At 41.8% G+C, this 25,272-nt stretch carries 29 protein-coding genes and 1 tRNA gene; 19 read left to right on the forward strand and 11 right to left on the reverse strand.

Going from position 1 to position 25,272, the window contains the following annotated elements; genetic code table 11:
• Positions 1-5: 5 nt before the first annotated feature.
• From THETH_RS09375 to argF, 5 genes are read left to right on the forward strand one after another with little or no spacing between them, the layout of a single operon-like run.
• Entirely contained in the window at positions 6-503 is a 498-nt protein-coding gene (locus THETH_RS09375) for a hypothetical protein (RefSeq protein ID WP_041446459.1), read from the forward strand.
• Positions 442-1,737, forward strand: coding sequence for an adenylosuccinate lyase (purB, locus tag THETH_RS09380; protein WP_013933111.1), 1,296 nt, complete (start codon positions 442-444; stop codon positions 1,735-1,737). Before THETH_RS09375 ends, purB begins: the two co-directional genes overlap by 62 nt.
• Complete coding sequence (locus THETH_RS09385; RefSeq protein WP_013933112.1) at positions 1,734-2,936, forward strand: adenylosuccinate synthase; 1,203 nt, start codon at positions 1,734-1,736, stop codon at positions 2,934-2,936. Before purB ends, THETH_RS09385 begins: the two co-directional genes overlap by 4 nt.
• 16 nt (positions 2,937-2,952) lie before the next feature.
• Positions 2,953-3,471: a nitroreductase family protein gene (locus THETH_RS09390; RefSeq protein WP_013933113.1), complete on the forward strand. Its 519-nt coding sequence runs from the start codon at positions 2,953-2,955 to the stop codon at positions 3,469-3,471.
• A gap of 13 nt (positions 3,472-3,484) precedes the next feature.
• Complete coding sequence (gene argF / locus THETH_RS09395) at positions 3,485-4,426, forward strand: ornithine carbamoyltransferase (protein WP_013933114.1); 942 nt, start codon at positions 3,485-3,487, stop codon at positions 4,424-4,426.
• A gap of 50 nt (positions 4,427-4,476) precedes the next feature.
• Here argF and THETH_RS09400 read toward each other — a convergent pair whose 3' ends face one another.
• On the reverse strand, positions 4,477-4,680 hold the full coding sequence (locus tag THETH_RS09400; protein WP_013933115.1) for a cold-shock protein: 204 nt from the start codon (positions 4,678-4,680) through the stop codon (positions 4,477-4,479).
• A gap of 350 nt (positions 4,681-5,030) precedes the next feature.
• Between THETH_RS09400 and THETH_RS09405 the strand changes: the two genes are divergently transcribed.
• From THETH_RS09405 to THETH_RS09435, 7 genes are all read left to right on the forward strand, one after another.
• Positions 5,031-5,107, forward strand: a tRNA-Met gene (locus tag THETH_RS09405).
• 65 nt (positions 5,108-5,172) lie between these two features.
• A complete protein-coding gene (secG, locus tag THETH_RS09410; RefSeq protein WP_013933116.1) occupies positions 5,173-5,409 on the forward strand; it encodes a preprotein translocase subunit SecG in 237 nt (78 codons plus the stop codon).
• 4 nt (positions 5,410-5,413) lie between these two features.
• On the forward strand, positions 5,414-6,607 hold the full coding sequence (tyrS, locus tag THETH_RS09415; protein ID WP_013933117.1) for a tyrosine--tRNA ligase: 1,194 nt from the start codon (positions 5,414-5,416) through the stop codon (positions 6,605-6,607).
• A 123-nt stretch (positions 6,608-6,730) separates the two neighbouring features.
• A complete protein-coding gene (locus THETH_RS09420; RefSeq protein ID WP_013933118.1) occupies positions 6,731-7,945 on the forward strand; it encodes an S-layer homology domain-containing protein in 1,215 nt (404 codons plus the stop codon).
• Between the two features lie 52 nt (positions 7,946-7,997).
• A complete protein-coding gene (locus tag THETH_RS09425) occupies positions 7,998-8,894 on the forward strand; it encodes a hypothetical protein (RefSeq protein ID WP_013933119.1) in 897 nt (298 codons plus the stop codon).
• 78 nt (positions 8,895-8,972) lie between these two features.
• Positions 8,973-9,530 carry a LemA family protein gene (locus tag THETH_RS09430; protein WP_013933120.1) on the forward strand — a complete coding sequence of 186 codons (558 nt, stop codon included), beginning with the start codon at positions 8,973-8,975 and terminating at the stop codon, positions 9,528-9,530.
• A gap of 11 nt (positions 9,531-9,541) precedes the next feature.
• A complete protein-coding gene (locus THETH_RS09435) occupies positions 9,542-10,531 on the forward strand; it encodes a M48 family metalloprotease (protein WP_013933121.1) in 990 nt (329 codons plus the stop codon).
• Here THETH_RS09435 and THETH_RS09440 read toward each other — a convergent pair.
• From THETH_RS09440 to pfkA, 9 genes are all read right to left on the reverse strand, one after another.
• Positions 10,519-12,027, reverse strand: a complete 1,509-nt coding sequence (locus THETH_RS09440; RefSeq protein ID WP_013933122.1) for a YifB family Mg chelatase-like AAA ATPase — start codon at positions 12,025-12,027, stop codon at positions 10,519-10,521. The two genes, THETH_RS09435 and THETH_RS09440, sit on opposite strands and share 13 nt — an antisense overlap.
• 13 nt (positions 12,028-12,040) lie before the next feature.
• Positions 12,041-12,418: a divergent PAP2 family protein gene (locus tag THETH_RS09445; protein ID WP_013933123.1), complete on the reverse strand. Its 378-nt coding sequence runs from the start codon at positions 12,416-12,418 to the stop codon at positions 12,041-12,043.
• Positions 12,393-13,478, reverse strand: a complete 1,086-nt coding sequence (gene ychF, locus THETH_RS09450; protein ID WP_013933124.1) for a redox-regulated ATPase YchF — start codon at positions 13,476-13,478, stop codon at positions 12,393-12,395. Before ychF ends, THETH_RS09445 begins: the two co-directional genes overlap by 26 nt.
• Positions 13,475-13,771, reverse strand: a complete 297-nt coding sequence (locus tag THETH_RS09455) for a DUF1844 domain-containing protein (protein ID WP_013933125.1) — start codon at positions 13,769-13,771, stop codon at positions 13,475-13,477. Before THETH_RS09455 ends, ychF begins: the two co-directional genes overlap by 4 nt.
• A 5-nt stretch (positions 13,772-13,776) precedes the next feature.
• Entirely contained in the window at positions 13,777-14,331 is a 555-nt protein-coding gene (locus tag THETH_RS09460; protein ID WP_013933126.1) for a macro domain-containing protein, read from the reverse strand.
• Between the two features lie 9 nt (positions 14,332-14,340).
• Positions 14,341-14,754, reverse strand: coding sequence for an OsmC family protein (locus tag THETH_RS09465; RefSeq protein ID WP_013933127.1), 414 nt, complete (start codon positions 14,752-14,754; stop codon positions 14,341-14,343).
• Between the two features lie 170 nt (positions 14,755-14,924).
• Positions 14,925-15,524: a histidine phosphatase family protein gene (locus THETH_RS09470; RefSeq protein WP_013933128.1), complete on the reverse strand. Its 600-nt coding sequence runs from the start codon at positions 15,522-15,524 to the stop codon at positions 14,925-14,927.
• Positions 15,525-15,530: 6 nt separating this feature from the next.
• A complete protein-coding gene (pyk, locus tag THETH_RS09475) occupies positions 15,531-16,958 on the reverse strand; it encodes a pyruvate kinase (RefSeq protein WP_013933129.1) in 1,428 nt (475 codons plus the stop codon).
• Positions 16,959-16,969: 11 nt separating this feature from the next.
• The gene (gene pfkA, locus THETH_RS09480) at positions 16,970-17,929 is read right to left on the reverse strand and encodes a 6-phosphofructokinase (RefSeq protein WP_013933130.1); all 960 of its coding nucleotides are present in this window, start codon (positions 17,927-17,929) and stop codon (positions 16,970-16,972) included.
• 52 nt (positions 17,930-17,981) lie between these two features.
• On the opposite strand from pfkA, the gene THETH_RS09485 reads away from it, so the two are divergent.
• From THETH_RS09485 to THETH_RS09515, 7 genes are all read left to right on the forward strand, one after another.
• The gene (locus tag THETH_RS09485; protein WP_245530491.1) at positions 17,982-18,218 is read left to right on the forward strand and encodes a putative signal transducing protein; all 237 of its coding nucleotides are present in this window, start codon (positions 17,982-17,984) and stop codon (positions 18,216-18,218) included.
• On the forward strand, positions 18,196-19,284 hold the full coding sequence (gene gcvT, locus THETH_RS09490; protein WP_013933132.1) for a glycine cleavage system aminomethyltransferase GcvT: 1,089 nt from the start codon (positions 18,196-18,198) through the stop codon (positions 19,282-19,284). The genes THETH_RS09485 and gcvT overlap by 23 nt, the downstream gene beginning before the upstream one ends.
• 13 nt (positions 19,285-19,297) lie before the next feature.
• The gene (gcvH, locus tag THETH_RS09495; protein ID WP_013933133.1) at positions 19,298-19,669 is read left to right on the forward strand and encodes a glycine cleavage system protein GcvH; all 372 of its coding nucleotides are present in this window, start codon (positions 19,298-19,300) and stop codon (positions 19,667-19,669) included.
• Positions 19,669-21,000, forward strand: coding sequence for an aminomethyl-transferring glycine dehydrogenase subunit GcvPA (gcvPA, locus tag THETH_RS09500; protein ID WP_013933134.1), 1,332 nt, complete (start codon positions 19,669-19,671; stop codon positions 20,998-21,000). The genes gcvH and gcvPA overlap by 1 nt, the downstream gene beginning before the upstream one ends.
• Positions 20,997-22,433, forward strand: coding sequence for an aminomethyl-transferring glycine dehydrogenase subunit GcvPB (gcvPB, locus tag THETH_RS09505; protein WP_013933135.1), 1,437 nt, complete (start codon positions 20,997-20,999; stop codon positions 22,431-22,433). Before gcvPA ends, gcvPB begins: the two co-directional genes overlap by 4 nt.
• 75 nt (positions 22,434-22,508) lie before the next feature.
• Complete coding sequence (locus THETH_RS09510; protein WP_013933136.1) at positions 22,509-23,144, forward strand: HAD family hydrolase; 636 nt, start codon at positions 22,509-22,511, stop codon at positions 23,142-23,144.
• A 21-nt stretch (positions 23,145-23,165) separates the two neighbouring features.
• The gene (locus THETH_RS09515) at positions 23,166-23,729 is read left to right on the forward strand and encodes a 5' nucleotidase, NT5C type (protein WP_245530601.1); all 564 of its coding nucleotides are present in this window, start codon (positions 23,166-23,168) and stop codon (positions 23,727-23,729) included.
• A gap of 178 nt (positions 23,730-23,907) precedes the next feature.
• Here the strand turns inward: THETH_RS09515 and pfp are convergent, their stop codons facing one another.
• Positions 23,908-25,170 carry a diphosphate--fructose-6-phosphate 1-phosphotransferase gene (gene pfp, locus THETH_RS09520; protein WP_013933138.1) on the reverse strand — a complete coding sequence of 421 codons (1,263 nt, stop codon included), beginning with the start codon at positions 25,168-25,170 and terminating at the stop codon, positions 23,908-23,910.
• Between the last annotated feature and the right edge of the window lie 102 nt (positions 25,171-25,272).

Below are 25,272 nucleotides of genomic sequence, written 5' to 3' on the forward strand. Positions count from 1 at the left end.
TATTTATGGCAAAAGTGTTACTTGCAATCATCGGTACTGGTTTGTTGTACCTTGTTGAAAGGAATTTGTTCAATACTTTGTTGTTCTTTGTGATTTTAACTTTGAGTTCTGTTTATTTTGTTGTGTTCTCAAAAAACAGAAAAATTGACACTTTGCACACGTTGACGATTATATTAACTTTCGCAGCTGCTGTTCTTCCAAAGCTAAAGGGAGCGGGATCTTACAGTGTTGCGCCGTTTTACCTGGCGGTTTTAACCCTTGTGCCTTACGACTTAACTTATTACAAAAAAATCTGGTATATTTTTTGGTTTTCCTTTTGGCTTCTTGTTTCTTACGGTTTGTACAGGATAACTTGGTTTAAACTCGGTAGATACTCGATTTTAGTTTTTCTTGTGATCGCACCGATAGCGCTTCGCGATTTGTTCGAGAGGAGGAAAGGTTGTGGTAGAAAGGTATGCCCTATCTCCGATGAAAGAACTTTGGACGACGAAAGCAAATCTTGAAAGATGGCTTGAAGTAGAACTTGCTGTGATGGAAGCTTACGAAAAGCTTGGTATGATACCAGCAGGTTCAGCCGAGAAAGCTAAAAAGAATGCGGTTATAGATTTAAAACTGTTTGAAGAGTTTGAAAAACAAACCGATCATGAAGTCATAGCCTTTGTGAAGATGGCTACGAGCAAAATGGGTGATGAAGCGCGCTTTTTCCACTATGGTTTGACTTCTTCTGATGTTATAGATACGGCGCTTTCTTTAGCTTTGGTTAAAGCTTGCGATTTGATAATCGAACAACTTGACAAACTTCTTCAGGTTCTTTGGAAACTTGCCCTGGAGCACAAGGAAACTTTGACCATTGGAAGAACGCACGGTGTTCACGCTGAACCAACCAGCTTTGGTTTAAAGGTGTTGAACTGGTATGCTGAGATGCTCAGAAACAAAGACAGACTTTTGTATGCAAGAAGGCAGATAAGCTATGGAAAGATAAGTGGAGCTGTCGGAAATTATGCAAATGTTCCGCCTGCCGTTGAAAAGCTTGCCCTTGAGATTTTGGGGCTTCAACCAACACCTGTTTCCAGCCAAATAGTTAACAGAGATCACCACGCCTTCTTCGTATTTACTTTGGCTTTGCTAGCAAGTGGAATAGAAAGGATTGCCACCGAAATAAGGCATCTTCAAAAAACCGAAGTGCTGGAAGTTCAAGAACCTTTCAAAGAGGGTCAAAAAGGTTCCAGCGCGATGCCGCACAAGCAAAACCCAATTCTGTGTGAAAGGTTGTGTGGACTTGCAAGAATCATGCGTTCGTATGTCAGTGTTGCGTTGGAAAACAACAACCTTTGGCACGAAAGGGACATCTCACACTCTTCGGCTGAAAGGTACATCTTTCCGGATGCGACTCAAACGATCTACTACATGCTTGTCAAGACCGTTTATCTGCTTGAAAACCTTGTTGTCTACAAAGATAGGATGTTGAAGAATTTGAATTTGACCAACGGGCTAATTTTTTCCCAAAAGCTCATGCTTGCGTTGATAGACAAAGGTATGTCAAGGAGCGAAGCTTATGATCTGGTTCAAAATCTTTCGCTCAGGTGTTGGAAAACGGGCGAAAGTTTAAAAGAACTTGCAAAGAAAAATATCTCGATTTTGAATGAGGAAGAAATTGAAAAGATTTTTGATCCAAGGGAATATTTGAAAAATGTTGATGAAATATACTCAAGGTTTGGGGGAGGATGGCAAAGTTGAACGCCGCGGTGATAGGTCTTCAATGGGGAGATGAGGGAAAAGGAAAGGTGGTTACATATCTTTCAAAGGATTTTGACTGTGTTGTAAGGTATTCTGGGGGAAGCAATGCCGGTCACACTGTTGACTACGGAGATTTCAAAGTTGTTCACCACCTTGTTCCTTCGGCAAACGTCAAAAAGCAGAAGATGATGTACATAGGCTCCGGCGTTGTGATCGACCTACAGGTGCTTTTGGAGGAAATCGAGCAACTTGAAAAAATGGTTCCAGGTTCAAGGAATCTGCTTAGGATCTCAAATCAAGCCCACGTTGTTCTACCGATTTACAGAGAACTTGACGCAAAAATAGATTCGTCGCGGTTAAGCACAATCGGTACAACAAGAAGGGGAATAGGTTTGTCTTATGCCAGCAAAGCTTTAAGATGTGGGCTTAGACTTGAGGATCTTCAGGATGAGGAAACAACAAGACAGAGAATACAAGAAATCGTTTCGATATGGAAATTGGATGTGAATTTAAATGAAATTGTCCAAGATTTATACGAGAAATACGAAAGAATCAAGGATTTGATTATCAACACTGTTGAAGCAATAAGAACACTTGCTGGGAAAAGCCTTCTTTTTGAAGGTACACAAGGTGTTTTGCTCGATGTTGATGCAGGTACCTATCCTTTTGTAACTTCAACAAATTGTTCCAGTACGGGAATTCAGTCCGGCTTTGGGTATCCCGTTGTCGTTGACGAAATCTTCGGGGTTTTCAAAGCTTATACAACACGCGTAGGAGAAGGTCCGTTCCCGACTGAACTGAAGGGCGAGGAAGGAGAAAAACTTAGAAAACTCGGAGGAGAATACGGTGCAACCACTGGAAGGCCTAGAAGATGTGGATGGTTGGACTTGGTCTTGCTAAAGTACGCTGTTGAAGTGAGTGGTTGCAAAAGCTTGATACTCACAAAATCCGATGTGTTGTGTGGCTATGGAAAGATTGGAGTCTGCGTGGCTTACAAAGTCGCCGGGAAGATTTTGGAAGCTGTTGACAATCTTTCTTGTTTATCCAAAGCTCAGCCGATTTACGAGTACCTCGATGGGTGGTCAAAGCTTTCATCAAAGCAATTTGAAAAATTCATCGAGAAGGTAGAAAAAGCAACTGGTGCAAGGATAGTTTACATTTCGACAGGTCCAAGGGTGGATGAGATGGTAAAACTTTGATAGGGGGGTGCGCACGGTGGACATCGTGGAAGCCGTTAAAACAAGAAGGAGTATAAGGAGATACGAGCCAAGGGATGTTCCAAAGGAAATCATAGTGGAAATCCTTCAGCTTGCCCTCAACGCCCCAAGCGCTGGGAACAGACAACCTTGGAGGATTCACGTAGTTAGGGATTACAGACTTAAAGAGCTTTTGACTGACGCAGCTGGTGGTCAGATGTTTATAATGGAAGCGCCTTGGGTGATATGCGTTGTTGCCGTTCCTGAGGAAAGCGCTTCTAGGTACGGTGAAAGGGGAAGAAGTCTTTACTGTATTCAAGATACCGCTGCTTTGATAACTCACATCTTGCTTTTGGCTAGAAACTATGGTCTTGACACCTGTTGGGTGGGAGCCTTTGACGAAAAGAAAGTTGCAGAAGTTTTGAATCTTCCAGTAGGCCATCGTTGCGTTGCGATAATTCCTATTGGTTATGCCGGTGAGCCAAGGAAGGATAGGCCAAGGAAATCTTTGTCAGAAATAGCCGTATTCCACGAGTGAAGGAGGTTGAGTTATGGCGGTCAACTTAACAGGTAGATCACTTTTAACCCTTCTTGAGTACACACCTGAGGAGATTGAATACTTACTCGATCTTTCCTTTGAAGTTAAAAGAGAAAGCAGAGCAAAGGTTGTCCACAGGAGGTTTGTTGGGAAAACTTTGGCGATGATTTTCGAAAAAAGGTCAACCAGAACAAGGCTTGCCTTTGAAACAGCCTTTGCAGAAGAAGGAGGTCATCCGATATTTCTCTCAATCCAGGACATACAGCTTGGTGCAAAAGAATCCATAGAGGATACGGCAAGGGTTCTTGGGAGAATGGTCGATGCAATAATGTTCAGAGGTTTCAAGCAGGAAACGGTGGAAATCCTTGCAAAATACGCAGGTGTTCCGGTTTACAATGGTCTGACCGATACTTTCCATCCAACGCAGGTTCTGGCTGATTTGATGACCATCAAGGAAGTTTTTGGAAGACTAAGAGGCATAAAACTTGTCTTCATGGGAGACGGGAGAAACAACATGGCAAATTCTCTGATGATAGGTTGTGCAAAAATGGGAATGCACTACGTGATCTGCGCACCGAAGCAGCTGCATCCCGACAAAAACTTGCTTGAAACTTGCTTGAAAGTGGCTGCCGAAACCGATGCAAAGATAGAGATAATCGAAGACCCAGACAAAGCCGTCGAAGGAGCCGATGTCATATACACAGACGTTTGGGCGTCCATGGGTGAAGAGGATAAACAACAGGAAAGAGAAAAGTTGTTAAGACCTTATCAAGTTAACGAAGAACTTATGAGAAAAACAGGGAAAAAAGAAACCATCTTCATGCACTGCTTGCCTGCAGTCAAAGGTCAGGAGGTAACTTACGAAGTCATAGAAGGAAAACAAAGCAAAGTGTGGGATGAATCTGAGAACAGAAAGCACACGATAAAAGCTTTGATGATCGCCACGTTGCTGTGAAAAAAGAAAAAAGCGGAGCCAAACAGCTCCGCTTTCTTTTAAGGCTTGATTCAGTTTATAAGCGTTACGTTGACAGCTTGTGGACCTTTGCTTGTCTGCTGAACTTCAAACTGAACCTTTTGGCCTTCCTTGAGTGTTTTGAATCCATCAACCTTTATGGCTGAAAAGTGTACAAACACATCTTCGCCATTTTCCTTGGTGATGAATCCATAACCTTTTCTTGGATCAAACCACTTGACTGTACCTTTGAACATGCTAACTCCTCCCAAACTTGGCGGGTCATCCCGCTGAAACTGTATCCATATTAACATGGATTTTTTCGGTTGAGACTTGGTGGCGAATAAAACATCGAAAAGACATCGTGTTGTTACATAAGTATTTTTAAACCACGCCAAAAGCCCCAACCAAGAGGTTGTTTGACCAAAAGTTTTTTCACAGACTGCAGTCCATATATACAGTATACGTTTGGGGAAAATTTAACATTTTCGAAAGAACGCTACTTTAGAGAAGAAAGTATTACTTCGCTCAAGTTTTTTGCTTTTTCAGCGAAAAAACTTCAACTGGGACTTGAAAACCCCCAAAGTATGTGGTAACATATATTAACGGCGGTGTAGCTCAGGTGGTTAGAGCGAGTGATTCATAATCACTATGTCGTGGGTTCGAGTCCCACCGCCGCCACCAGGGGCTTTTGCCCCTTTTATTTTTATGGCATAATTGCCATAGAAATTGCTATAGTACAAGGAGGTATGGATGTGAAAGTGTTCATGTTGATTATTCACTCATTACTTTCTGCAGGGTTGATTTTCATGGTTTTGAACCAGATGGAAAAATTCGCAGAGCTTGGAGGAGCTTTTGGAAGTGGTGCTTTGTACACCATGTTTGGAAGGAAGAAAGGTCTTGACACATCTGGAAAGATAACCCTTTTTCTGTCCATAGCCTTTTTTGTAAGTTGTATAGTAACGGCTTTCGTTTTGTCGAGGTGATCCAATGCAGCCTGAGAAACAGGTTGAATACTTGACTAGAAACGTTGTCGACCTTGTTTCAAGAGAAGAATTGTTGGAAAGAATCAGGACAAAAGGACAACTCCGTGTAAAGCTCGGCGTTGATCCATCAAGACCGGATCTTCACCTTGGTCATGCCGTTGTGCTTTTTAAACTTAGAGAATTTCAAGATCTTGGACATCACGTCATTTTGATCATCGGAGATTTCACCGCGATGATAGGAGACCCTTCTGGCCGAAATACAACAAGACCCATGTTGAGCGAAGAAGAAGTCAAGGAAAATGCAAAAACTTATCAAGAGCAAGCTTTCAAAATCCTTGATCCAGAAAAAACTGAAGTTCGCTTCAACAGCGAATGGCTTGGAAAGATGACATTTGCGGATGTCATAAAACTAGCCGCAAAATACACCGTCGCAAGAATGCTTGAAAGAGACGATTTTGCAAAAAGGTACGCTTCAAACGAACCGATATCCATCAGCGAATTTTTGTATCCACTTGCTCAAGCATACGATTCTGTGGCAATTCAAGCAGACGTTGAGCTTGGTGGAACTGATCAATATTTCAACTTACTTGTTGGAAGAAAAATTCAGGAAGAGTTTGGACAAAAGCCTCAAATCGTCATGACGATGCCCATAATCGAGGGAACAGATGGAAAGCTAAAAATGAGTAAAAGCTATGGAAATTACATCGCTTTCAACGATCCGCCTTTGGAGATGTACGGAAAACTCATGTCCATACCCGATGAGCTTATAATCAAATACATGAGGCTTTTAACGAAGATTCCAGATGAGGAAATCGATCGGTACGAAGCTTTGATGAATTCAAAGTCGATCAACCCAAGGGATGTTAAAATGAGGTTGGCTTTCGAAATAACCAAGTTTTTCCATGGAGAAGAGGAGGCAAAAAGCGCTGAAGAAGAATTTATCCGTATTTTCAGGGAAAAAGAACTTCCAACTGATATACCAGTTGTAACGCTTGACAAAGATGAGGTAGAATTGGTAGAATTGCTTGTGAACTTGAATGTCGCTTCAAGTCGAAGCGAAGCGCGCAGGTTGATAACCCAAGGCGGAGTAAGGTTGGACGATGAAAAAATTTTGGACATCCATGCTAAAATAATATTAGACCGAGAAAGGATCCTAAAGGTTGGAAAAAGAAACTTTTTCAAGTTAAAAAGGTCTTGACTTTACGGTGTCTTCAATATTATAATTTTTTCTGAAGTTTGACGTTTTGATTTTTGGTCTTTGAAAAGTTGGGGGGTAATGCCAACCTCAATAACAAGCATAATGTGAAGGGAGGTTGAAGTTATGAAAAAACTACTCGTATTAGCCTTGGCAATCGTCGTAGCAGTAGGGGTATTTGCAGATATGTTTCCTGATGTTCCCAAAACTCATTGGGCTTACGAGTACGTCAAACATTTGAAGGATAAGGGCATTGTCATTGGCTATCCCGATGGTACATTCAAAGGAGATCGCAACATCACCCGCTACGAAGAAGCAGCAATGATAAGCAGGTTGATAGGTTTAATCGAAAGTGAAATCGTCGGACCACACATCAGCAATGTGTTGAAGGTGCTTGATGCCATCAGCCTGAGGTTGGGAACAACAGTACAAAAAGTCGACGCACTTGAGAAGAAGGTTGCTGAAATTGAGGCAAAGATTGGTGCAGCTGAAACAGTAACCGAAATTGCTCAACTTAAGGCTCAGATTTTGGACCTTTCAAAAGCCCTTGAAGCTTTGAAGCAAACAGTCAACATCCACGACAAAGATGTCATCAAACTCTATGAAGCTATTGCAAATCTGCAGAAAGGTCTTTCAGCTGTCAACGACACAGTCAAAGCAGTTACAGAAAAAGTTGAAAAACTCGAAGCAGAGTTTGGAGATTTTTCCAAGTTGCATGACGAGCAAGTTGACTATATCATGGATGAGCTTGAATCCGTCAATGCACAACTGGATGAGCTAAGGGAAGGTTTGTTTGCCATCAGGGAGGATCTTGAAACACGGATAGGTTTTGTGAGGAATGATCTAGAAGCTTTGAAAGCAGAACTAAGTCAAAAGGTTGAAGTTTTGGAAAAATCGGTAGCTTCCTTGGATGAAAAAGTAGCAGCTCTTCAAGCAGCCGATGAAGAGATCTTTGCAAAGATTAAAGATATCGAAAAGAGACTTTTTGCAATTGAGCCAATTAAGAATGTAGTCAGAGACCTGACAAAGAAAGTTGCTGAACACGATGAAAAGCTTGCTTCTATTGAAGAAACAGTTGGAGATCTTTCGATGACCTTGGACAGCGCAGTCATGAACCTTGGCAACTTGATGGTAAAATTCGAAAGAACACAAGCAGATGTTAACACTTTGAAGGATAAGGTGGCAAACCTTGAAGTCAAGGTCTCAGATCTTGACACCGCCAAAGCAGAACTTCAAAAGAAAGTTGTCGAACTTGAAAAGGCAAATGCCGTTGCAACAGGTGCTGCAATTGGTGCTATAATAATTGCAGTTACCGCCTTGATATTGGGAGTAATGTATTAATCCCCGTGGTGGGGTAAAAATCCAAAAAACTTTAAAAGGAGGGTGTTAAGGTATGAAGAAACTTTTGGCAGTAGTTTTGGTAGCCTTGCTAAGCGTCGGAGCTTTTGCTGCTGTTAACTTCAGCGGATCACTTGACGTCACAAACAAACTTACTTACACTCCTGGTGCCACGCCGTCAGAGCTGAAGTGGGAAGTAACACCATCCGGTAGTGTTTCAATCAGTGCTTCTGGTAGTGACGAAATAACAGGATTCAGTGCAACAATCAATTGGGATGGAAAAGCAGAGGGTTACGTCTGGTGGAAACCTTATGTCTCTGAGGCGTTGACAATTCAACTGAATGCCGGAACAATTGACGGAAAAGGTCAAGTACAATCTGTTTTCACATTGAAGCCATCTGATGATCTTAAGGACACTCTGACTGTGTCGTTGTATCCGAATGCCTATAAACCTGCGTATTTGTTTGAGCTTGATGTATCAAACAAATTGGAATTCATGTTCCTGACACTGACCACAACAGTAAAGGAAGTCGTAAAGAATGCTGAGGCTGCGAAGGTTGATCTTGCAGCTGGTGTTACCCTCGATGCAGCCAAGTTGTTGGGCATTGCTGATGCTACTTTGAAGTTCAAGGCGGACTTTGGAATTAAGGCGCCTGACGCACAACCTCTTAAGAGCTGGTCAGTTGGCGCAGACTTTGGAATTGATAAGTACAAGGGTAGCGTTAGCTTCAACCATGAGAACAAACTTACCGCAAAGCTCGAGACAACATTGTTGGCACCTGTAACCATAGGCGGTTCAGTAACGGTTAAAACAGAAGATCCTGTTGGATCAATGGAACTGAATGCTTATGCGAAATGGACACTTGGTGTTCTCAGCAATACACTGTCTCTTGGGTACAACGCAGCAACCAAAGGTGCAACGGTTTCTTTGACAAACAGCGTAAGCTTCTAATCAAAAGTCGAGTTGCATAAACCCCGGCATATGCCGGGGTTTTGTTTTTTGGTGTAGAATCTTTCTGGAGGTGCTAACATGCTTTTGACAGGCATTATCGTTGCGATCCTTGTGATAATTGTTTTTGCCTTCATAGGCATTTACAACAGTTTGGTCATCAAGAAAAAGCGTGTTGAAAACGCATGGAGTCAGATCGAGGTTCAGCTTAAAAGACGGCACGATTTGATTCCAAATCTTGTCAACGCCGTGAAAGGTTACATGAAGTTCGAGAAAGAAACTCTGGAAGCTGTCATAAACGCACGTGCAAAGGCTGTTTCAGGAAAAAATATTGATGAAAGAATTAAAGCTGAAGGTGAGCTTTCTGGAGCTTTGGGAAGGCTTTTGGCTGTTTTTGAAAGATATCCAGAGCTTAAATCAAACCAGCAAGTTTCTCAACTTATGGAGGAACTCACAAGCACTGAGAACAGAATTACCTACGCACGACAGTTTTACAACGACACGGTTATGAAGTACAACACTTCTTTGGAGGTATTTCCTTCAAATATCATTGCCAGAAGTTTTGGTTTCAAACCATTCCCGTTCTTCGAAGCTCAAGCAGCTGAAAAAGAAACCCCAAAGGTTGATCTTACTTTCTAAGGGGATAAAGTATGGACTATCTTGTACAGCAGAAGAAAAATCTTAGGAAAACTTATCTACTTGTTTCGATCTTCATCTTCATGATGGGTTTTCTTGGGCTTTTAATTGACGGGCTTTTTGGAGTTTTTCCGTTTGGAACAATTGTTCTTCTTCTCATCGCTATGGTGCAAATTCTTGTTGGAATTGGTGGGGGTGCTTTGCTTGTTTTAAAATCGGTGAATGCAAAACCGGTAGATGAAAAAATCTTTGAACATAAACAGCTTAAGAACATCGTTGAAGAACTTTCAATAGCTGCAGGGTTAAAAACTCCGCCGAGTGTTTACGTTATGGAAGATGAAAACATCAACGCTTTTGCAACGGGATTTGAGCAGGATAAAAGTGCCATATGCGTTACAACAGGTCTTTTGAAAAGCTTAAATCGCGAAGAAACTGAGGGTGTTGTTGCCCACGAAATAAGTCACATTTTGAACAAAGATACATTGTTGATGACCACCATAAGCGCAATCCTTGGCACGATGGTTTTGGTTCAACTTTTTGCCTGGAGGCTTTTAAGAAGCTTTCTGTGGTATGGCGGTGTAAGCAGCAGAAGGTCAAGAGGTGGAAAGAAAAGCGATGGAGCAGGTTACATCGTTCTTGCCTTGCTGGTGATAGCTCTTTTTGCCACGCTTTTTTCCTTCATTGGAAGGATAACGATTTTTGCCGTTTCGAGAGCCAGAGAGTATTTAGCGGACGCAAAGGCTGTTGAGCTTACAAGAAATCCAAAGGGTTTAGCAAACGCTTTGAGAAAGATTGCAAAAACAAGTTTGAAAAAGGGTAAGGTTAAAGGAGCAACAATTGCAACGGCGCATTTGTTCATAAGTGATCCTTTGAAAAGAAGTGTTAACAACAAGGAAGGCTTTATAGCAGATCTTTTCAGCACCCATCCACCGATTCACAAAAGAATTGCCATTTTGGAGAAAATCCCAGAGGAAGAAGTTTTGAAAGAGCTTCAGCTTTCCTGAGCTATTTTGTATTGCAAAGCTTCGGCAACGTGTTTTACGGATACTTTGTCGCTTGATTCAAGGTCTGCTATGGTTCTTGAAAGTCGAAGGATTTTGTCTATGCTTCTTGCTGAAAGAGAGTATTTGACAGCCGCGTTTTTCAAAAGTTCGTGGCTTTTTTCATCGAGTTGAACAAACTGCTTAAGAAGTCTTGATGGAATGGTTGCGTTGGTCTTGAAAGGATAGTTTGAATATCTTTTTGCTTGAATTTCCCTTGCCTTCACAACTCTTTCACGGATCTTTTCGCTTGGTTCTGAGACGTTTTTGGAAAACAGCTCTTCAAAATCCATCCTCGGTACTTGAACCAATATGTCAATTCTGTCAAGAATTGGTCCAGACACCTTTTTGTTGTACCTCACAACGTCGTACGGGCTGCAGCTACAAACAGCCTTTGGATCACCATAGTTTCCGCACGGACATGGGTTCATGGCGGCTATTAATGTGAACCTTGCAGGGTAAGTTACAACCGCTTTTGCCCTTGCGACCGTCACGATGCCTTCTTCCAAAGGCTGTCTTAAAGCTTCGATGACGTCTCTTCTAAATTCCGGAAATTCGTCCAAAAAGAGTACTCCGTTGTGTGCAAGTGTGACTTCACCAGGTTTTGCGTCGTTCCCACCGCCGATTATCGCAACGCTTGAGGCTGTGTGATGGGGTGCTCTAAAAGGTCTTGTTACTTTCTTACCGTCGATTGGCATCACAGTGCTGTAGATTCTGAGGATTTCGATCGCTTCCTGTTCGGTTAAAGGTGGTAAGATGGTGGGAAATCTTCTTGCAAGCATGGTTTTTCCAGAGCCTGGGCTTCCTTTCATCAAGACGTTGTGTCCACCTGCTGCCGCTATTTCCAAAGCCCTTTTTGCAACTTGTTGTCCTTTTACGTCGGCAAAGTCCAAATCGCTTTCAAAACCAACCGAGTTTATCCCAAGGTACTTGACCGGTTCGTATTTGACCAAACCATTTACGAATTCAACGACTTGTCTAAGCTCATCAAAGGCGTATACGTTCAATCCTTTGACCATCTGAGCTTCTTCGATGTTTTCCTTTGGAACGATGATTATTCCTTTGTAGTTTTCTTCTGCAAGTTGAAGAAGTATAGTCAAAACCCCTCTTACTCCCCTTATTTTTCCCTCCAAGGAAAGTTCTCCAACTGCCAAAAGATCCATCTGGTTGATGGTTCCTGTTGCCTGAAGTATTCCCACGGCTATTGGAAGATCAAGCAAAGAACCTTCTTTTTTCACATCTGCAGGTGCCAAGTTGACGATAATCCTTCCGTGTGGAAAGCTAAAGCCAGAGTTTTTCAAAGCGCTTTTGACTCTTTTTTTACTTTCCTTGACAGCCGTATCACCAAGTCCAACGATGTCAACATCGTGTATAACGCTCTTTTTGTCAATGTCAACTTCAACCGTTACCTTGGTTACGTTCAAACCGACAACCGTTGCTGAAAAAGTCTTTGAAGGCATTTTCTATCCCCCATCACCAGAGTGGAATTCTCGCTGGCAAAAGGTGGGCAACAATAAAGCCCAAAGCAATTCCTGCAAAAGCTTCGGTCCAGGTGTGACCAAGATCGTCTCTAACATGAGGTCTCAAGTTAACGGCATCTGCGACGATGACCATCAAAAGCATTGCGGCGACGGCTGTTATTGGGGAAGAATAGCCGGTGCATCTTCCTACGGAAAAAGCAAGTCCTGATGCGGCAGCGGCATGCCCGCTTGGCATTCCACCATATCTTTTAAAAGTTGAAAGCTTTCCGGTTAAAATCACCTTTATTCCCTGAGCCGCAAGAAAGGACAAAACGGCGGCTATCAAAGGGGTGTTTTTCAAAAGGTCAACTATGGAATAGAAAGTGGACAACGTCTCCCTCCTTGATTACGTAGTCTTTTCCATAGGCTTTCACAAAACCTTTTTCTTTTGCCTCTTTAAAGCAAGAGAATTTGATCAATTCATCAAAAGGTATTACTTCGGCTTTCACAAAGCCTTTTTGTATGTCGGTGTGAATCAAACCTGCTGCATCGTAAGCGTTCATGCCTTCTGGTATTAGCCAGCTTCTTGCCTCGTTTTTTGTCGCAGTTAAAAAACAGATCAGCCTCAACGAAGATTTTATCTGTTGGAAAAATCTTTCTTTCAGTGAAACGTCAAAACCATAAGCTTGCAAAAACTCTTTGGCTTCCTCTTCGCTGAGTTTTTCAACTTCGTATTCAAGTTCTGCGTTCACAAGAACAAAACCAGAGTTGTTTTTTAAAGCGACTTCTTCAACCTTTTTGTGTAAATTGTTTTCCATTCCCCACTCGTCAACATTCGCAACGTAAACAACTGGTTTTTCGGTTAAAAGGAAAAGCGAATCTATTATCGGTTGATCTTGTTTTTCACGTGGAAAAGTTATCGCAAGTTTTCCACTTTCAAGATGTTTTTTCAGATTTTCAAGAAGATTCAACTCGTGCCTTGCTTTTTCATCTCCCGATTTTGCCTGCTTTGAAATCTTCTCCATTCTTTTTTCAATCGTTTCAAGATCTTTCAGTATCAGTTCTGTTTCAACGATTTCTATGTCTCTTATTGGATCAACGCTTCCCATTGGATGAGATACATCGTCTATTTTGAAACATCTTACAACGTGGAAGATCAAATCCACTTTGCTTATGTGGTCTAAAAATTGGTTGCCGAGCCCTTCACCTTTGCTTGCACCTTTGACAAGCCCGGCTATGTCGACGATTTGAAAGAACGGATGAACAACTTGCTCTGAACCTTCCATCTGGGCAAGTTTTATTATCCTTTGGTCGGGCACGATCATCACACCAATGTTTGGATCGATTGTGCAGAACGGGTATTTTTCGTTCGGAACATTTTGATTTGTCAAAGCGTTAAACAACGTTGACTTACCACTGTTTGGAAGTCCTACTATGCCCGCTTTTTTCATCCTTGCGCCTCTTTCGATTTGTTGTATTGGTTAACGTAGTTTAATTTCAAGTTTCCAATTATTCCTTCTATCTCTTTGTAAATTTCAGCATCAACGTTGTCTTTCAAAACTCTTGCAACGGCATCTAAAACATCTATACCAAGTCTTGCCTGTTTTAAATCTTGGTACATTTCGCCGTATTCATCTCTGGTTAAACCAAGTCTTGCCCAACAACGGGCTGAAATTGTGTTGAAGAACAAAAGAATCAAATCTTCCATCGAAAGTTTTGGCAGCTTTTCTTCGTTTTCCTGCAAGACTTTCACCTCCAATTTTCCGTGAAGGTCTTAAAGAATATTTCGCTGGTTTCTTTGTCGATGTTGCAAAGTCGAATTTCTTCAAGAGTTGTCTTTGGATTTTCGCTTAAAAAATCTTTTATCGCTTTCAGAAAGACTTTTGCACATTCATCTTTTGGAAAACCGAAGATGCCGCTGCTTATCGCCGGAATGCTTATGGTTTTCAAACCAAGTTCTTGAGCTTTTGAAAGAACATTTTTGACGGCTTTGTAAAGCTTTTCATGTTCGTTTCCTTCTCCCCAAACTGGTCCAACGGTGTGGATCACATACTTTGCCTTTAATTTTCCAGCGCCGGTGACTGCCACACTTGAAGTTGGAACTGGTCCGTGTCTTTTGACCCATTCATCGCTTTCTTTTTGGATCTCTTCACCGCCTGCTCGAACTATCGCTGCCGCAACTCCCCCTCCGTGTTTTAAATGGGAATTTGCAGCGTTGACGATTGCATCAGTTTCTTGCTTGGTTATGTCATCTTGAACGATGGTTACCTTGGTGTTGTTGTATTGAAAGCTTGCCAAAAGCAAGCTATCACCTCACTCGAAAACAATATCGTATGTTATTTCAGCTGCCTTTTTCAACATTCCAGCTACGCTGCAGTATTTTTCCTGCGAAAGTGAAACTGCCTTTTCAACCTTGTCCTTCGGCGGTTCTCCTTTGAATTTGAAGATGTACTTTAAATGGATCTTGGTGTATATCTTTGGATGATCGCTGGCCCTTTCTGCGGAAACTTCAATTTCAAATTTTTCAACGTCCTTTAGAACTTGCATTTTTTCAAGAATCGAAACAACGTCTATACCGCTACAGCCTGTCAAAGCCGCAAGAACAAGTTCCATCGGTGTTGCAGCAGCTTGTAAGCCTCCTGATTCTTTTTTGGCATCCATTAAAACCTGTCTTCCGCTGTCGGTGTGAGCCAAAAAAGCCATCTTACCAAGCCATTCAGTTTTCACATTATCACCCCCATCGTTCTTTCTGCCTTTCAACTTAACCTTGTCAAGTTGCTGTTCATTGGTATGTGATAGTGTGACCTTCGCAATCCTTTCACTTGAATCTCTTCACGATTATTTTAGCGCAATTTTTCGAAGATTTATAGGTACATTGAAAAGCTAAAAACCACATTTCAGTCGCTTTCCAAATGGCACATATCGTTCAAATACAGAATTCTCGGTTTGCTTGCAACTTGAACAGCTGTGATTGAAGCGTTTTCAAGTTTGAAGTTCACGTGGTTTGGTATTTCAAGTCCCAAGATCCAGCTTATCAACATACGCAAAGCGATCGCGTGTGAAACGACCACAACTTGGTTGAAATCTTTTGCAACGATTTGCTGAAAAAACTTTATCATCCTTGCTTTCACACTTGAAAGAGATTCTACACCGTTTATTTGTGCGTCTGGATTTTTTGACCATTCATCGTGTTCCTTTTTGAAGCGTTTTAAGGTTTCTTCCATGGTTAAACCATTCCAAAGGTCTATCCGACATTCGATCAAAAGTTCGTCAACTATGGGCTGTAAACCTTTTTCGGATGCTATGATTTTGGCGGTTTGATAGCTTCTTTTAAGTGGACTTGTGAAAACAGCTTCGATTGGAAGTTTTGAAAACCTTTTTGCAAGCTTTTCTGCTTGCTTTATTCCTTCTTCGTTCAAAGGTACATCGCTTGTTCCTTGCCACAATCCAAGATCGTTCCAATCGGTTTTTGCGTGTCTCACAAGGTAGATCGTCATTCAATATCACTCCACAACATGGGCTTTTATCAGGTTTGTTGTTCCGGTAACTCCCGCAGGCATTCCGGCAGTTACAACGACCACATCTGAACTTTCCACATATCCAAGTTGCTTTGCCTTTTCCACGGCTACCGGTATCATCAGATCGACATCCAAAATCTCAGGCATTAGGATTGGAACAACTCCCCAGACTATCGAAAGTTGGTGGTATGTTCTTTCCCTAGGTGTGGTGGCAAGGATCAAACAGTTTGGTCTGTAATAGGAAACTCTTCTTGCAGTGCTACCTGAAGCTGTTGAGGTTATTATGGCTTTTGCACCTATTTCCTGGGCAATTTCAAAACTGCTTTTTGCAATGGCCTGAGACAAGTCGTCGTGAACTTCTTGAAGATGCCTTTGAAGAAGAGAGCTTTTTATTTGCGATACGTGGTTTTCAACGTTTTCTATTATTCTTCTCATGGTTTCAACCGTTTCTATTGGATATTTTCCAACCGCGGTTTCTGCAGTTAAAAGTAGTGCATCTGCCCCGTCCAAGATTGCGTTTGCGACATCCATAACTTCCGCCCTTGATGGGTATGGATTTTCCATCATCGATTTCAAAATCTCGGTGGCAACGATTGCAGGTTTCCCAAACGCTGCGGCCGCTTCGATGACCTTTTTTTGAATCACTGGAAGTTCTTCCATAGAGGTTTCAACGGCTAGGTCACCTCTTGCAACGATTATTCCATCGCTTTCTTTGCAAATTTGATCCAAATCATCCAAAGCTTTTTTCGTTTCGATTTTTGCTAGTATTCCTGTATTTTCATCAAACGAGTTTATGAATTTTCTCATGTTTCTTATTTCCCTAGAGCTTTTGACAAAAGAAACGCAGAAATAGTCTATTTCATAATTTACGCAAGCTTCAATGATTTCTCTGTCCTGCTTGGTGGGAACTTCACCCGGCAAGTCGGTCTCTGGGATGTTTACACCATGTCCGTTTTTTATCGACCCGCCGATCATTACCTCGCATTCGATTTTTTTGCCGACATTTCTGACCACGTTGAGTCGAATTCTCCCATCGTCTATCAAAACGGGATGACCTGGTTTTAGATATTCGTGGAGATTTTTGTATAAAATCCAAAGATCTGCTTCAACGCTTTCCTCCGTTGCGATGATTATTTTTTGTGATTCTTTAACTTCAATTTCTTCTTTTTCGAACAGCTTTACTCTCAACTTCGTTCCAGGTAAATCCACAAGGATTGCTAAAGGTATGTTCAAATCACTTTTGATTTCTTTCACCCTCAAAACGAGCTCCACAAGCTTTTCAAGCGGATAATGCGCACCGCTTATTCTTATTGCGTTCACACCAGCTTCTATGAGTTTAACTATCGTTTCAGGTTCTTCTATTTTCGGACCAAGGCTGCAGATGATTTTTGTTCTGTTCATGTGCCTTTTCATATCAGTTCACCTCAGGATAGGATCAAAGCCAGATCGTACAAGGATAGGTCAAGCTCCTTTTTTCTGCCTATCACTTTTTCCAAAGATACCCTGACCATTTTTCCCATTTTTAAACCGATCATCACGCATTTTTCTCCGTCCAAGAGCGCTTTCACGGCTTCTGCACCCATTCTTGTGGCAAGAAGCCTGTCAAAAGCGCTCGGACTACCACCGCGTTGTATATGACCAAGAATAGAAATCCTTGTTTCATAACCTATTTTGTCTTGAAGGTTTTTGGCAACGTTGATTGCTCCGCCAGCACCTTCTGCAACAACGATTATGCAGTTTATCTTACCCCTCTTTCTTTCCTCAAGCAATCTCGCCGCCAGTTTATCGTAATCGATCGGTATCTCGGGTATAACGGCAGCTTCTGCTCCAGTTGCAATTGCAGCCATCAGCGCTATGTAACCTGATTCTCTTCCCATGACTTCCACGATGAAAGCTCTTTCGTGAGAAGTGGCAGTGTCTTTCAACTTTTGTATCGCATCAACCACAGTGTTTAAACACGTATCAACACCGACGCACATATCGGTTTCGGCTATGTCGTTGTCTATTGTTCCTGGTATCCCAACAATCGGTATGCCGTATTCTTCGTGAAGAATTTTTGCGCCTGTTAAACTTCCTTCTCCACCTATTACAACTAGTCCATCTATTTTTGCTTTTTTCAGCTGTTCAGCAGCCTTCGCTCTTCCTTCGGGAGTGTAGAATTCACCGCAACGACTTGTTCGAAGAATGGTACCGCCCTTTTCCGTAATTCCTGCGACGGAAGCAAAAGTCATTTCTTTGAAAGTTCCATCTATCAAACCACAGTATCCCCGCTCTATTCCAACGACTTTTAAACCGCTTCTTATGCCAACCCGAACGACAGCTCTTATCGCTGCGTTCATTCCAGGCGAATCTCCTCCGCTTGTCAAAACGGCTATTGTTTTCATTTTTTGTACCTCCCTGTTGTAGAATATTGCTGGAAAGATTATACAACGGGAGATGGGTACGTTGTGGAAAATCCTTTTTGAACAGATCGATTTTACAACCGCAAATTTGATCAAAGCACTTCTTGAGGACAACGGTGTAGAAGTGGTGATTAAATCTGCCAAGGAGTTTGATCCTGTTATCTTCGGTCAAGGTGGTATGGTTCAAATACTTGTCAAGGAAGAAGATTTTGAGAAAGCACAGCAATTGTTGAAGGAGGCGCAAGCTGATGAACAAAACTCCTCTTTATGAAAGCCATCTTTCTTTGGGTGCGAAAATGGTTGATTTTGCAGGATGGCTCATGCCTTTGCAATACGAAGGCATAACTGCCGAGGTTATGGCTGTTAGAAGAAATGTGGCTGTGTTTGATGTTTCACACATGGGTGAGATAATCGTTGAAGGAGAGGATACCGCGAAGTTTTTGGACCACATTTTGACCAACAATTTTTCCACTCTAAAGGTTGGACAGGTAGTGTATTCAGTTATGTGCAATCAAAACGGTGGAATAATCGACGATTTGCTTGCTTACAGGCTTGGTGAAAACAAAGCGATGTTGGTTGTCAACGCGGCAAACACAAAGAAAGATTACGAGTGGATTGTTCAAAATGCCAAAAATTTCAAAGTTACTGTGAAAGATGAAAGCTTTTCCTTCGGACTGATCGCCGTTCAAGGACCAACTTCTGAGAGTTTTCTTTCAAAATACCTGCCAGATCTTTCGACTTTGGGATATTACAGCTTTGCAAGTTACGTGCTGTTTGGTAAAAATTGTCTTGTTTCAAGAACTGGTTATACTGGAGAAGACGGTTTTGAAATTTACTGCAAGTGGGAAGAAACTCCTTTCATTTGGGAACAGCTTCTTGATCGAGGAAAAGAATTTGGCATAAAGCCAGCAGGACTGGGTGCAAGGGATGTCTGCCGGCTTGAAGCTTCTTACATGCTGTATGGAAACGATATCGACGAAACAGTTACGCCTTTGGAGGCTGGACTTGGGTGGACCGTAAAGTTTGAAAAGGATTTCATTGGCAAGGAAAGTTTGCTCAAGCAGAAAGAAAATGGTGTGAAAAGAAGAATAAGGGGTTTGAAACTTGATGGTAGAAGGATTGCAAGACATGGTATGAAAGTTTACAAGGACGGTGTGGAGATAGGTTACATCACAAGCGGAACTTTTTCACCAACCTTGGAAGAATCCATAGCGTTTGGAATGCTTTACGGGGATTTGAAGGTTGGAGATGAGGTTCAGGTTGATGTAAGAGGAAGTATGGTTTTGGCTAAAATAGTTAAGCTACCATTCTATCGAGGAACGGTGAAAAGTCGCTAGGGAGGTGTTTGAAGTGAAGAAATTTGCAAAAACTCACGAATGGATTGAAGTCAGTGGAAATATTGCCACGGTGGGTATTTCTGTGTATGCCCAAGAAAAACTTGGAGACGTTGTTTACGTTGATCTTCCAAAAGTAGGAAAAGAGGTGAAAAAAGGAGAAGTTGTTTTGACGATCGAATCGGTAAAAGCCGCAGGAGAAGTTTATGCACCTGTCAGTGGAAAGATCGTTGAGGTCAACGAAAAGCTCAACAACCAGCCTGAACTGATAAACAAAGACGCGGAAGGTGAAGGTTGGATCGTCAAAATAGAAATGACAAATCCCGCAGAATTGAGCGATTTGATGGATGAGGCTTCTTACAGAAAATTCTGTGAGGAGGAAGGTTGATGTATCCTTACATTCCTCACACCGAGGAAGATATAAAAAAGATGCTTGAAACGATTGGTGTTGATTCTATCGAAGAGCTTTATTTAGACGTTCCAAAGACTGTTTCGAAGCTTAATCTTCCTGAGGGTAAAGATGAATTTTCTGTTTATCGAATCTTAAAGCAAATGGCATCTTCGAACAAAGTCGTTGAGAAAGAGAAAATTTTCCTTGGAGCAGGGATTTATGCTCATCACATTCCACAAGTGGTGAAGGCTCTTGCAAGCCGGCCAGAGTTTGTAACTGCTTACACTCCTTATCAAGCCGAAGTATCCCAAGGAACTCTTCAAGCTTTGTTTGAGTACCAAACGATGATTTGTGAATTAACTGGGATGGAAGTCGCCAATTCTTCGATGTACGACGGAGCGAGCGCTTTGGCCGAAGCAGTTTTGATGGCTCACAGGATAAACTCAAAGTCAAAGGTTTTGATAAGCGAAGCTGTTCATCCAGAATACGTGCAAACTTGTCGAACTTATGCTTCGGCTCAAAATATATTCTTTGAAATGATTCCAGTTGATGAAACCGGAATGACAAGTGTTGAAGCGCTAAAGCAAAAAGTTGACGAAGACACCTGTGCTGTCGTTGTTCAATATCCAAACTTCTTTGGCGTGATAGAGGATTTAAAGGTTATAAAGGACGCAATAAAAGATGCGGTTTTCATTGTTGTTGCAGAACCAATTTCTCTTGCGATCCTTGAGCCACCAGGAAGTTTTGGGGCAGACATAGTGGTTGGAGATGGCCAACCTTTGGGGATAGAGATGAACTACGGTGGACCAACCGTTGGATTTTTTGCAACGCTTGAAAAGCATGTCAGAAAGATGCCAGGTAGGATAATCGGTCAGACCAAGGACTTAGAAGGAAAAACAGGTTATGTGATGATCCTTCAAGCCAGAGAACAACACATAAGAAGGGAAAAGGCTACTTCAAACATCTGCACCAACCATGCGTTGATGGCTCTCACCAATGCGATTTACATGAGTGTTCTTGGTCCTGAGGGATTGAAAGAAGTGGCTAAAAGATGTTATACCAACGCTCATTACTTGGCAGAAAAGTTTGAAAAAATTGGTTTGAAAAGAGTTTTCAATGGAGAGTTTTTCAACGAATTTGTTGTGAGAGTTTCAAACGATTACGAAGCCAAGTGGAGAAAGATTTTCGAAAAAGGTTTTCTTGGTCCTCTCCCACTTGGCTGGTACTTTGAGAAATTCAAAGATTGCGCACTTGCCTGTGCCACTGAGGTGAACACAAAAGATTCCATGGATGAATTTGTCGAGGTTTTGGAGAGTGATCTATCATGACCATCTTTGAAAAATCCGCTCCAGGTAGAAAGGCTTTCAAACTTCCAAAAAATGACCTTGAAGAGGTTGAAATCAAAATTCCAGAGCATTTGAAAAGAAAGAAACCCTTAATGCTTCCAGAAGTTTCCGAGCCAGAAGTGGTTAGACATTACACGAATTTGGCTTACAAAAATTATTCGGTTGACAAAGGGTTTTATCCACTTGGTTCGTGCACCATGAAGTACAATCCAAAACTCAACGAAGCTGTGGTAGCGTTTGAGGGATTTTATGGAATACATCCTTACCAGCCATGGGAAAGTACGCAAGGCGCTTTGAAGTTGATGTACGAACTTAAAGAGTACCTTTGCGAGATAACTGGAATGGACGATATGACTTTGCAGCCAGCTGCAGGAGCACATGGAGAACTTGTTGGAATGCTCATAGCAAGAGCTTACCATTTGTCAAAAGGGGATGTTAAAAGACGCATCGCCTTGGTCCCTGATTCAGCACATGGAACAAACCCGGCTTCCGCAGCCATGGCTGGTTTTGAAGTCGTTGAGTTGAAATCAACGCAAGATGGATTGGTCGACTTGGATGAGCTAAAAAAACACTTAAACGACGAAGTTGCAGTTTTGATGCTCACTAACCCAAACACCTTGGGACTTTTTGAAAAGGACATTCTTGAAATAGCAAAAATGATACACGATGCAGGAGCGCTTCTTTACTACGACGGAGCTAACCTGAACGCGATAATGGGTAGAACTAGACCAGGCGACATGGGTTTTGACATAGTCCATCTAAACCTTCATAAAACCTTCTCAACGCCGCATGGGATGGGAGGACCTGGAAGCGGTCCTGTCGGCGTGAAAGCTTTCTTGAAAGATTTTCTACCAATACCTGTCATTAGGAAGGATGGAGAAAGGTACTACCTTGACTTCAACGTTCCAAAGACCATAGGAAGAGTTAGAAGCTTTTACGGTAACTTCTTGGTTATGGTAAAGGCTTACACTTACATTCTTTCGATGGGTAGCGATGGGCTTGAACATGCTTCAAAAATGGCTGTCCTGAACGCAAATTACCTGAGAAAGCTTGTTTCAAAGTATTTCGACATAGCTTCACCAAGGGTTTGCATGCACGAATTTGTCGTAGATGGAAGTAAGTTTGTCAAACAAACTGGTGTTAGAATACTTGACGTTGCAAAAAGGCTTTTGGACTATGGAGTTCACGCGCCAACGATTTACTTTCCATTGATAGTTCACGAAGCGATGATGGTTGAACCAACGGAAACTGAAAGCAAAGAAACTTTGGACCACTTTGCCGCGGTGTTAGAAAAAATAGTAGAGGAAGCCAAAACCAAACCGGAAGTTGTCAAAACAGCTCCTCATACTACCCCTGTGAGAAGATTGGACGATGTTAGCGCAACCAAATATCCTGTTTTCAGATACAAAAAGTAACTAATTTTGTCTGCATCGGGCGCTTTGCGCCCGATTTTGTTTTGATGTTTTAGAATCCTTTTGGAGGTATAAAAAATGAAAGCTATCTTGTTTGACTACGATGGAACGTTAGCTTTAGTTGATGAAGATCAGTTTGCAAAGGCATACTTTGAACGCTTGAAAAATTTTGTTCAAAAAGGGTATTCCGTCAGCATTAGCAGCAAAGACGTGCTTGATTGCGTTGAACACATAATATCGAATGCGAATGGAAAAACGAATAATTTCTCGAGGTTTTTGAAATGTTTTTCAGCAAGGTTTAAGGTTAGTATAGATTGGGAAAAGGTTTTCAACGATTTTTACACGAGTGATGAGTTTGAGAACTTAAAAGTTTTTGTAAAACCAAATTTGAACGTTATCAAAGTGCTTTTGAAAGCTAAAGAAAGTGGTTTGAAAACTGTGTTGGCCACCAACCCGGTTTTCCCAATGGTTGCCATTAAAAGGCGTTTGAATTGGATTGATTTGGATGAAAAAGATTTCGATTTGATAACTGCAATGGAAAACTTTCATTATTGCAAGCCTGACCCGAGGTATTTTTTGCAAATCTGCTTTTTGTTGAACGTTGAACCAAAAGATTGCGTCATGGTTGGCAACGATGATTATTTTGACAAAGCTTGTGAAAAAGTAGGGGTTACATTCAAACACGTGTCTGAAATAGAAAAGCTGCAATTTTAAGAGGTGAAGAATGTGAAGGTTATGATAGACGTGGACGATGTGTTGACAAACTTCAATCGAGCTTTCCTTGAAATAGCAAATAGACTTTTTTCCACTCCAATTGATGTTGAAATAACCGTTTGGGAATTTCACAAATGCGTTCCTGGACTTGATTTGGAAAAGGAAATGAAGGTCTGGGAGGAGATAGAGAATACAGAGGATTTTTACGAAAAATTGCCGCTTTACGCAAGCCAAGAAGATATACAGATTTTGAAAGATGTCGTGAACAAAAAATTAGCGGAAGTTTATTTGATCACTGCACGCTTTCCTGTGAAAGGCAAAAGCGTCGAAGAGCAAACCAAAAATTGGGTTAAAAAGCATATTGGATTGGACTTGCCTGTAATTGTAACTTCGAGCAAAGGTAAAAAATGTCAGAAACTTGGCATTTCGATAGCTTTGGACGATGCACCACATCATATAAAAGATTTGATAGATCACGGTATACCAACGGTTGTCATGGATTGGCCGTACAATAGGTATTTGAACGGTCTTCCAAGGGTAAGATCGCTTAAAGAATTTTTGGAGAAATACCTGTTTAGCGGTTAAAATTCTGGATTATAATAATTTCAAAGCGCCGTGGAAGGGGGTGTATATGATGGCCTGCGGAAAGAAAGAAAAAAAGGAACAGGCACCACAACCAGAAAAGAAAACAAGCAAGGAAAAAAAGGAGAAAAAGTGAGTAACCAAAAAAGCCCCGGACAATCCGGGGCTTTAACATATCTAGCTAGATTTCCGCAGCTGCCGAGAATTTTCTGACGAACTCTTCTGCGCTCATTTTTGCCGCTGCCGCAAGGTTTCTAAGCGTAACTGGATCTTCAAGATCTTGCTTTGTTAGCCTGATCATGTATTTTCGAGCAACTTTGTAGCGTTCTGATTCCAGATCGACCAACCTGACTTTTGTTCTACCAGTTTTTGGATCGATCAGTTCTTCAAAGGGCATAATTCTTATGCGGCCTTGGTCCAAACAAACCAATCCACCAGGTTTTTCAGGTGAAGCTTCGTTCAAGAGAAATCTAACGGCACCATAGCCAAGTGTCCTTGTGTAATCGATGTCAAACGGAATTGGTCTTGCGCATCTTAGCTCATAGCCAAGTGTCACATCGACTATTGTTATTTTTTCTCCCCTTTGTTCAAAGCGTTTTTGAATTTCTCTTTTGAGAATGGTGGCAAGTGGAATTTCAGAGAGTCTTATGTGACCATGGGGATCTCTTTCAACGACAACTCCTGGTATTTGCTCAAACTCTTTTGGATCTATTAATTCTCCTATACCTTCTGCGATGACCGCTACACCATCTTTTCTTCCAAGAATTCTTCTTTTTATTATCGCCGCTTCAAGGACGTCGCAAACCTCGGCCAAGGTTATTTTATCTTTTCTGAATTCCTCTCCTATCAAGGTCAAAGTGGCGCTTGCAGACATTCCTATCCCAAGTGCAAGGTGTCCTGCCCTTCTTCCCATGACTACGACGAAATACCAGCGGTTGGTTGTTCTTGAATCTTGCATCAGGTTGTAAACAAGTTCTGCTCCAACGTGTCTAGCAGTTTCATAACCGAAGGTTGGCATGTCCCCTGGAAGAGGCAAATCGTTGTCTATTGTTTTTGGGACATGTGCAACGTATATTTCGTGGTTGCTTGCCTTAGAAACGGCTGAAGCGGAGAAAGCCGTGTCATCCCCACCAATTGTGACAAGGTAGCGAATGTTAAGTTCTTTTAAAGCTTTAACCGCTCTTTCCAAATCTTCCGGATTTTTTGTTGGATTGGCTCTGGAAGTTCGAAGTATTGATCCACCTTCGGTATGGATTCGCGAGACATCGGAAATGGTCAAAGGTCGAACCATGTCGGTTCTGCCTTTCATGAGATGTTCAAACCCATCGTAGATTCCAACAACATCAACACCACTTGTGATGGCGGCAATCGTAACGGCGTTTATAACACTGTTGATACCAGGTGCCGGTCCACCACCAACTAAAATCCCAAGCTTTTCTGCCACTTTTCAACACCCCTTTTTCAAACGGTTTGCAACAAAAGTTGTCCAAAGAAGATTATATCAGCTTTGCCAAACAAAGGAACTCTTTTTTATTTTAACGTTTGC

It is taken from the genome of Pseudothermotoga thermarum DSM 5069, assembly GCF_000217815.1.
Lineage (GTDB): Bacteria > Thermotogota > Thermotogae > Thermotogales > DSM-5069 > Pseudothermotoga > Pseudothermotoga thermarum.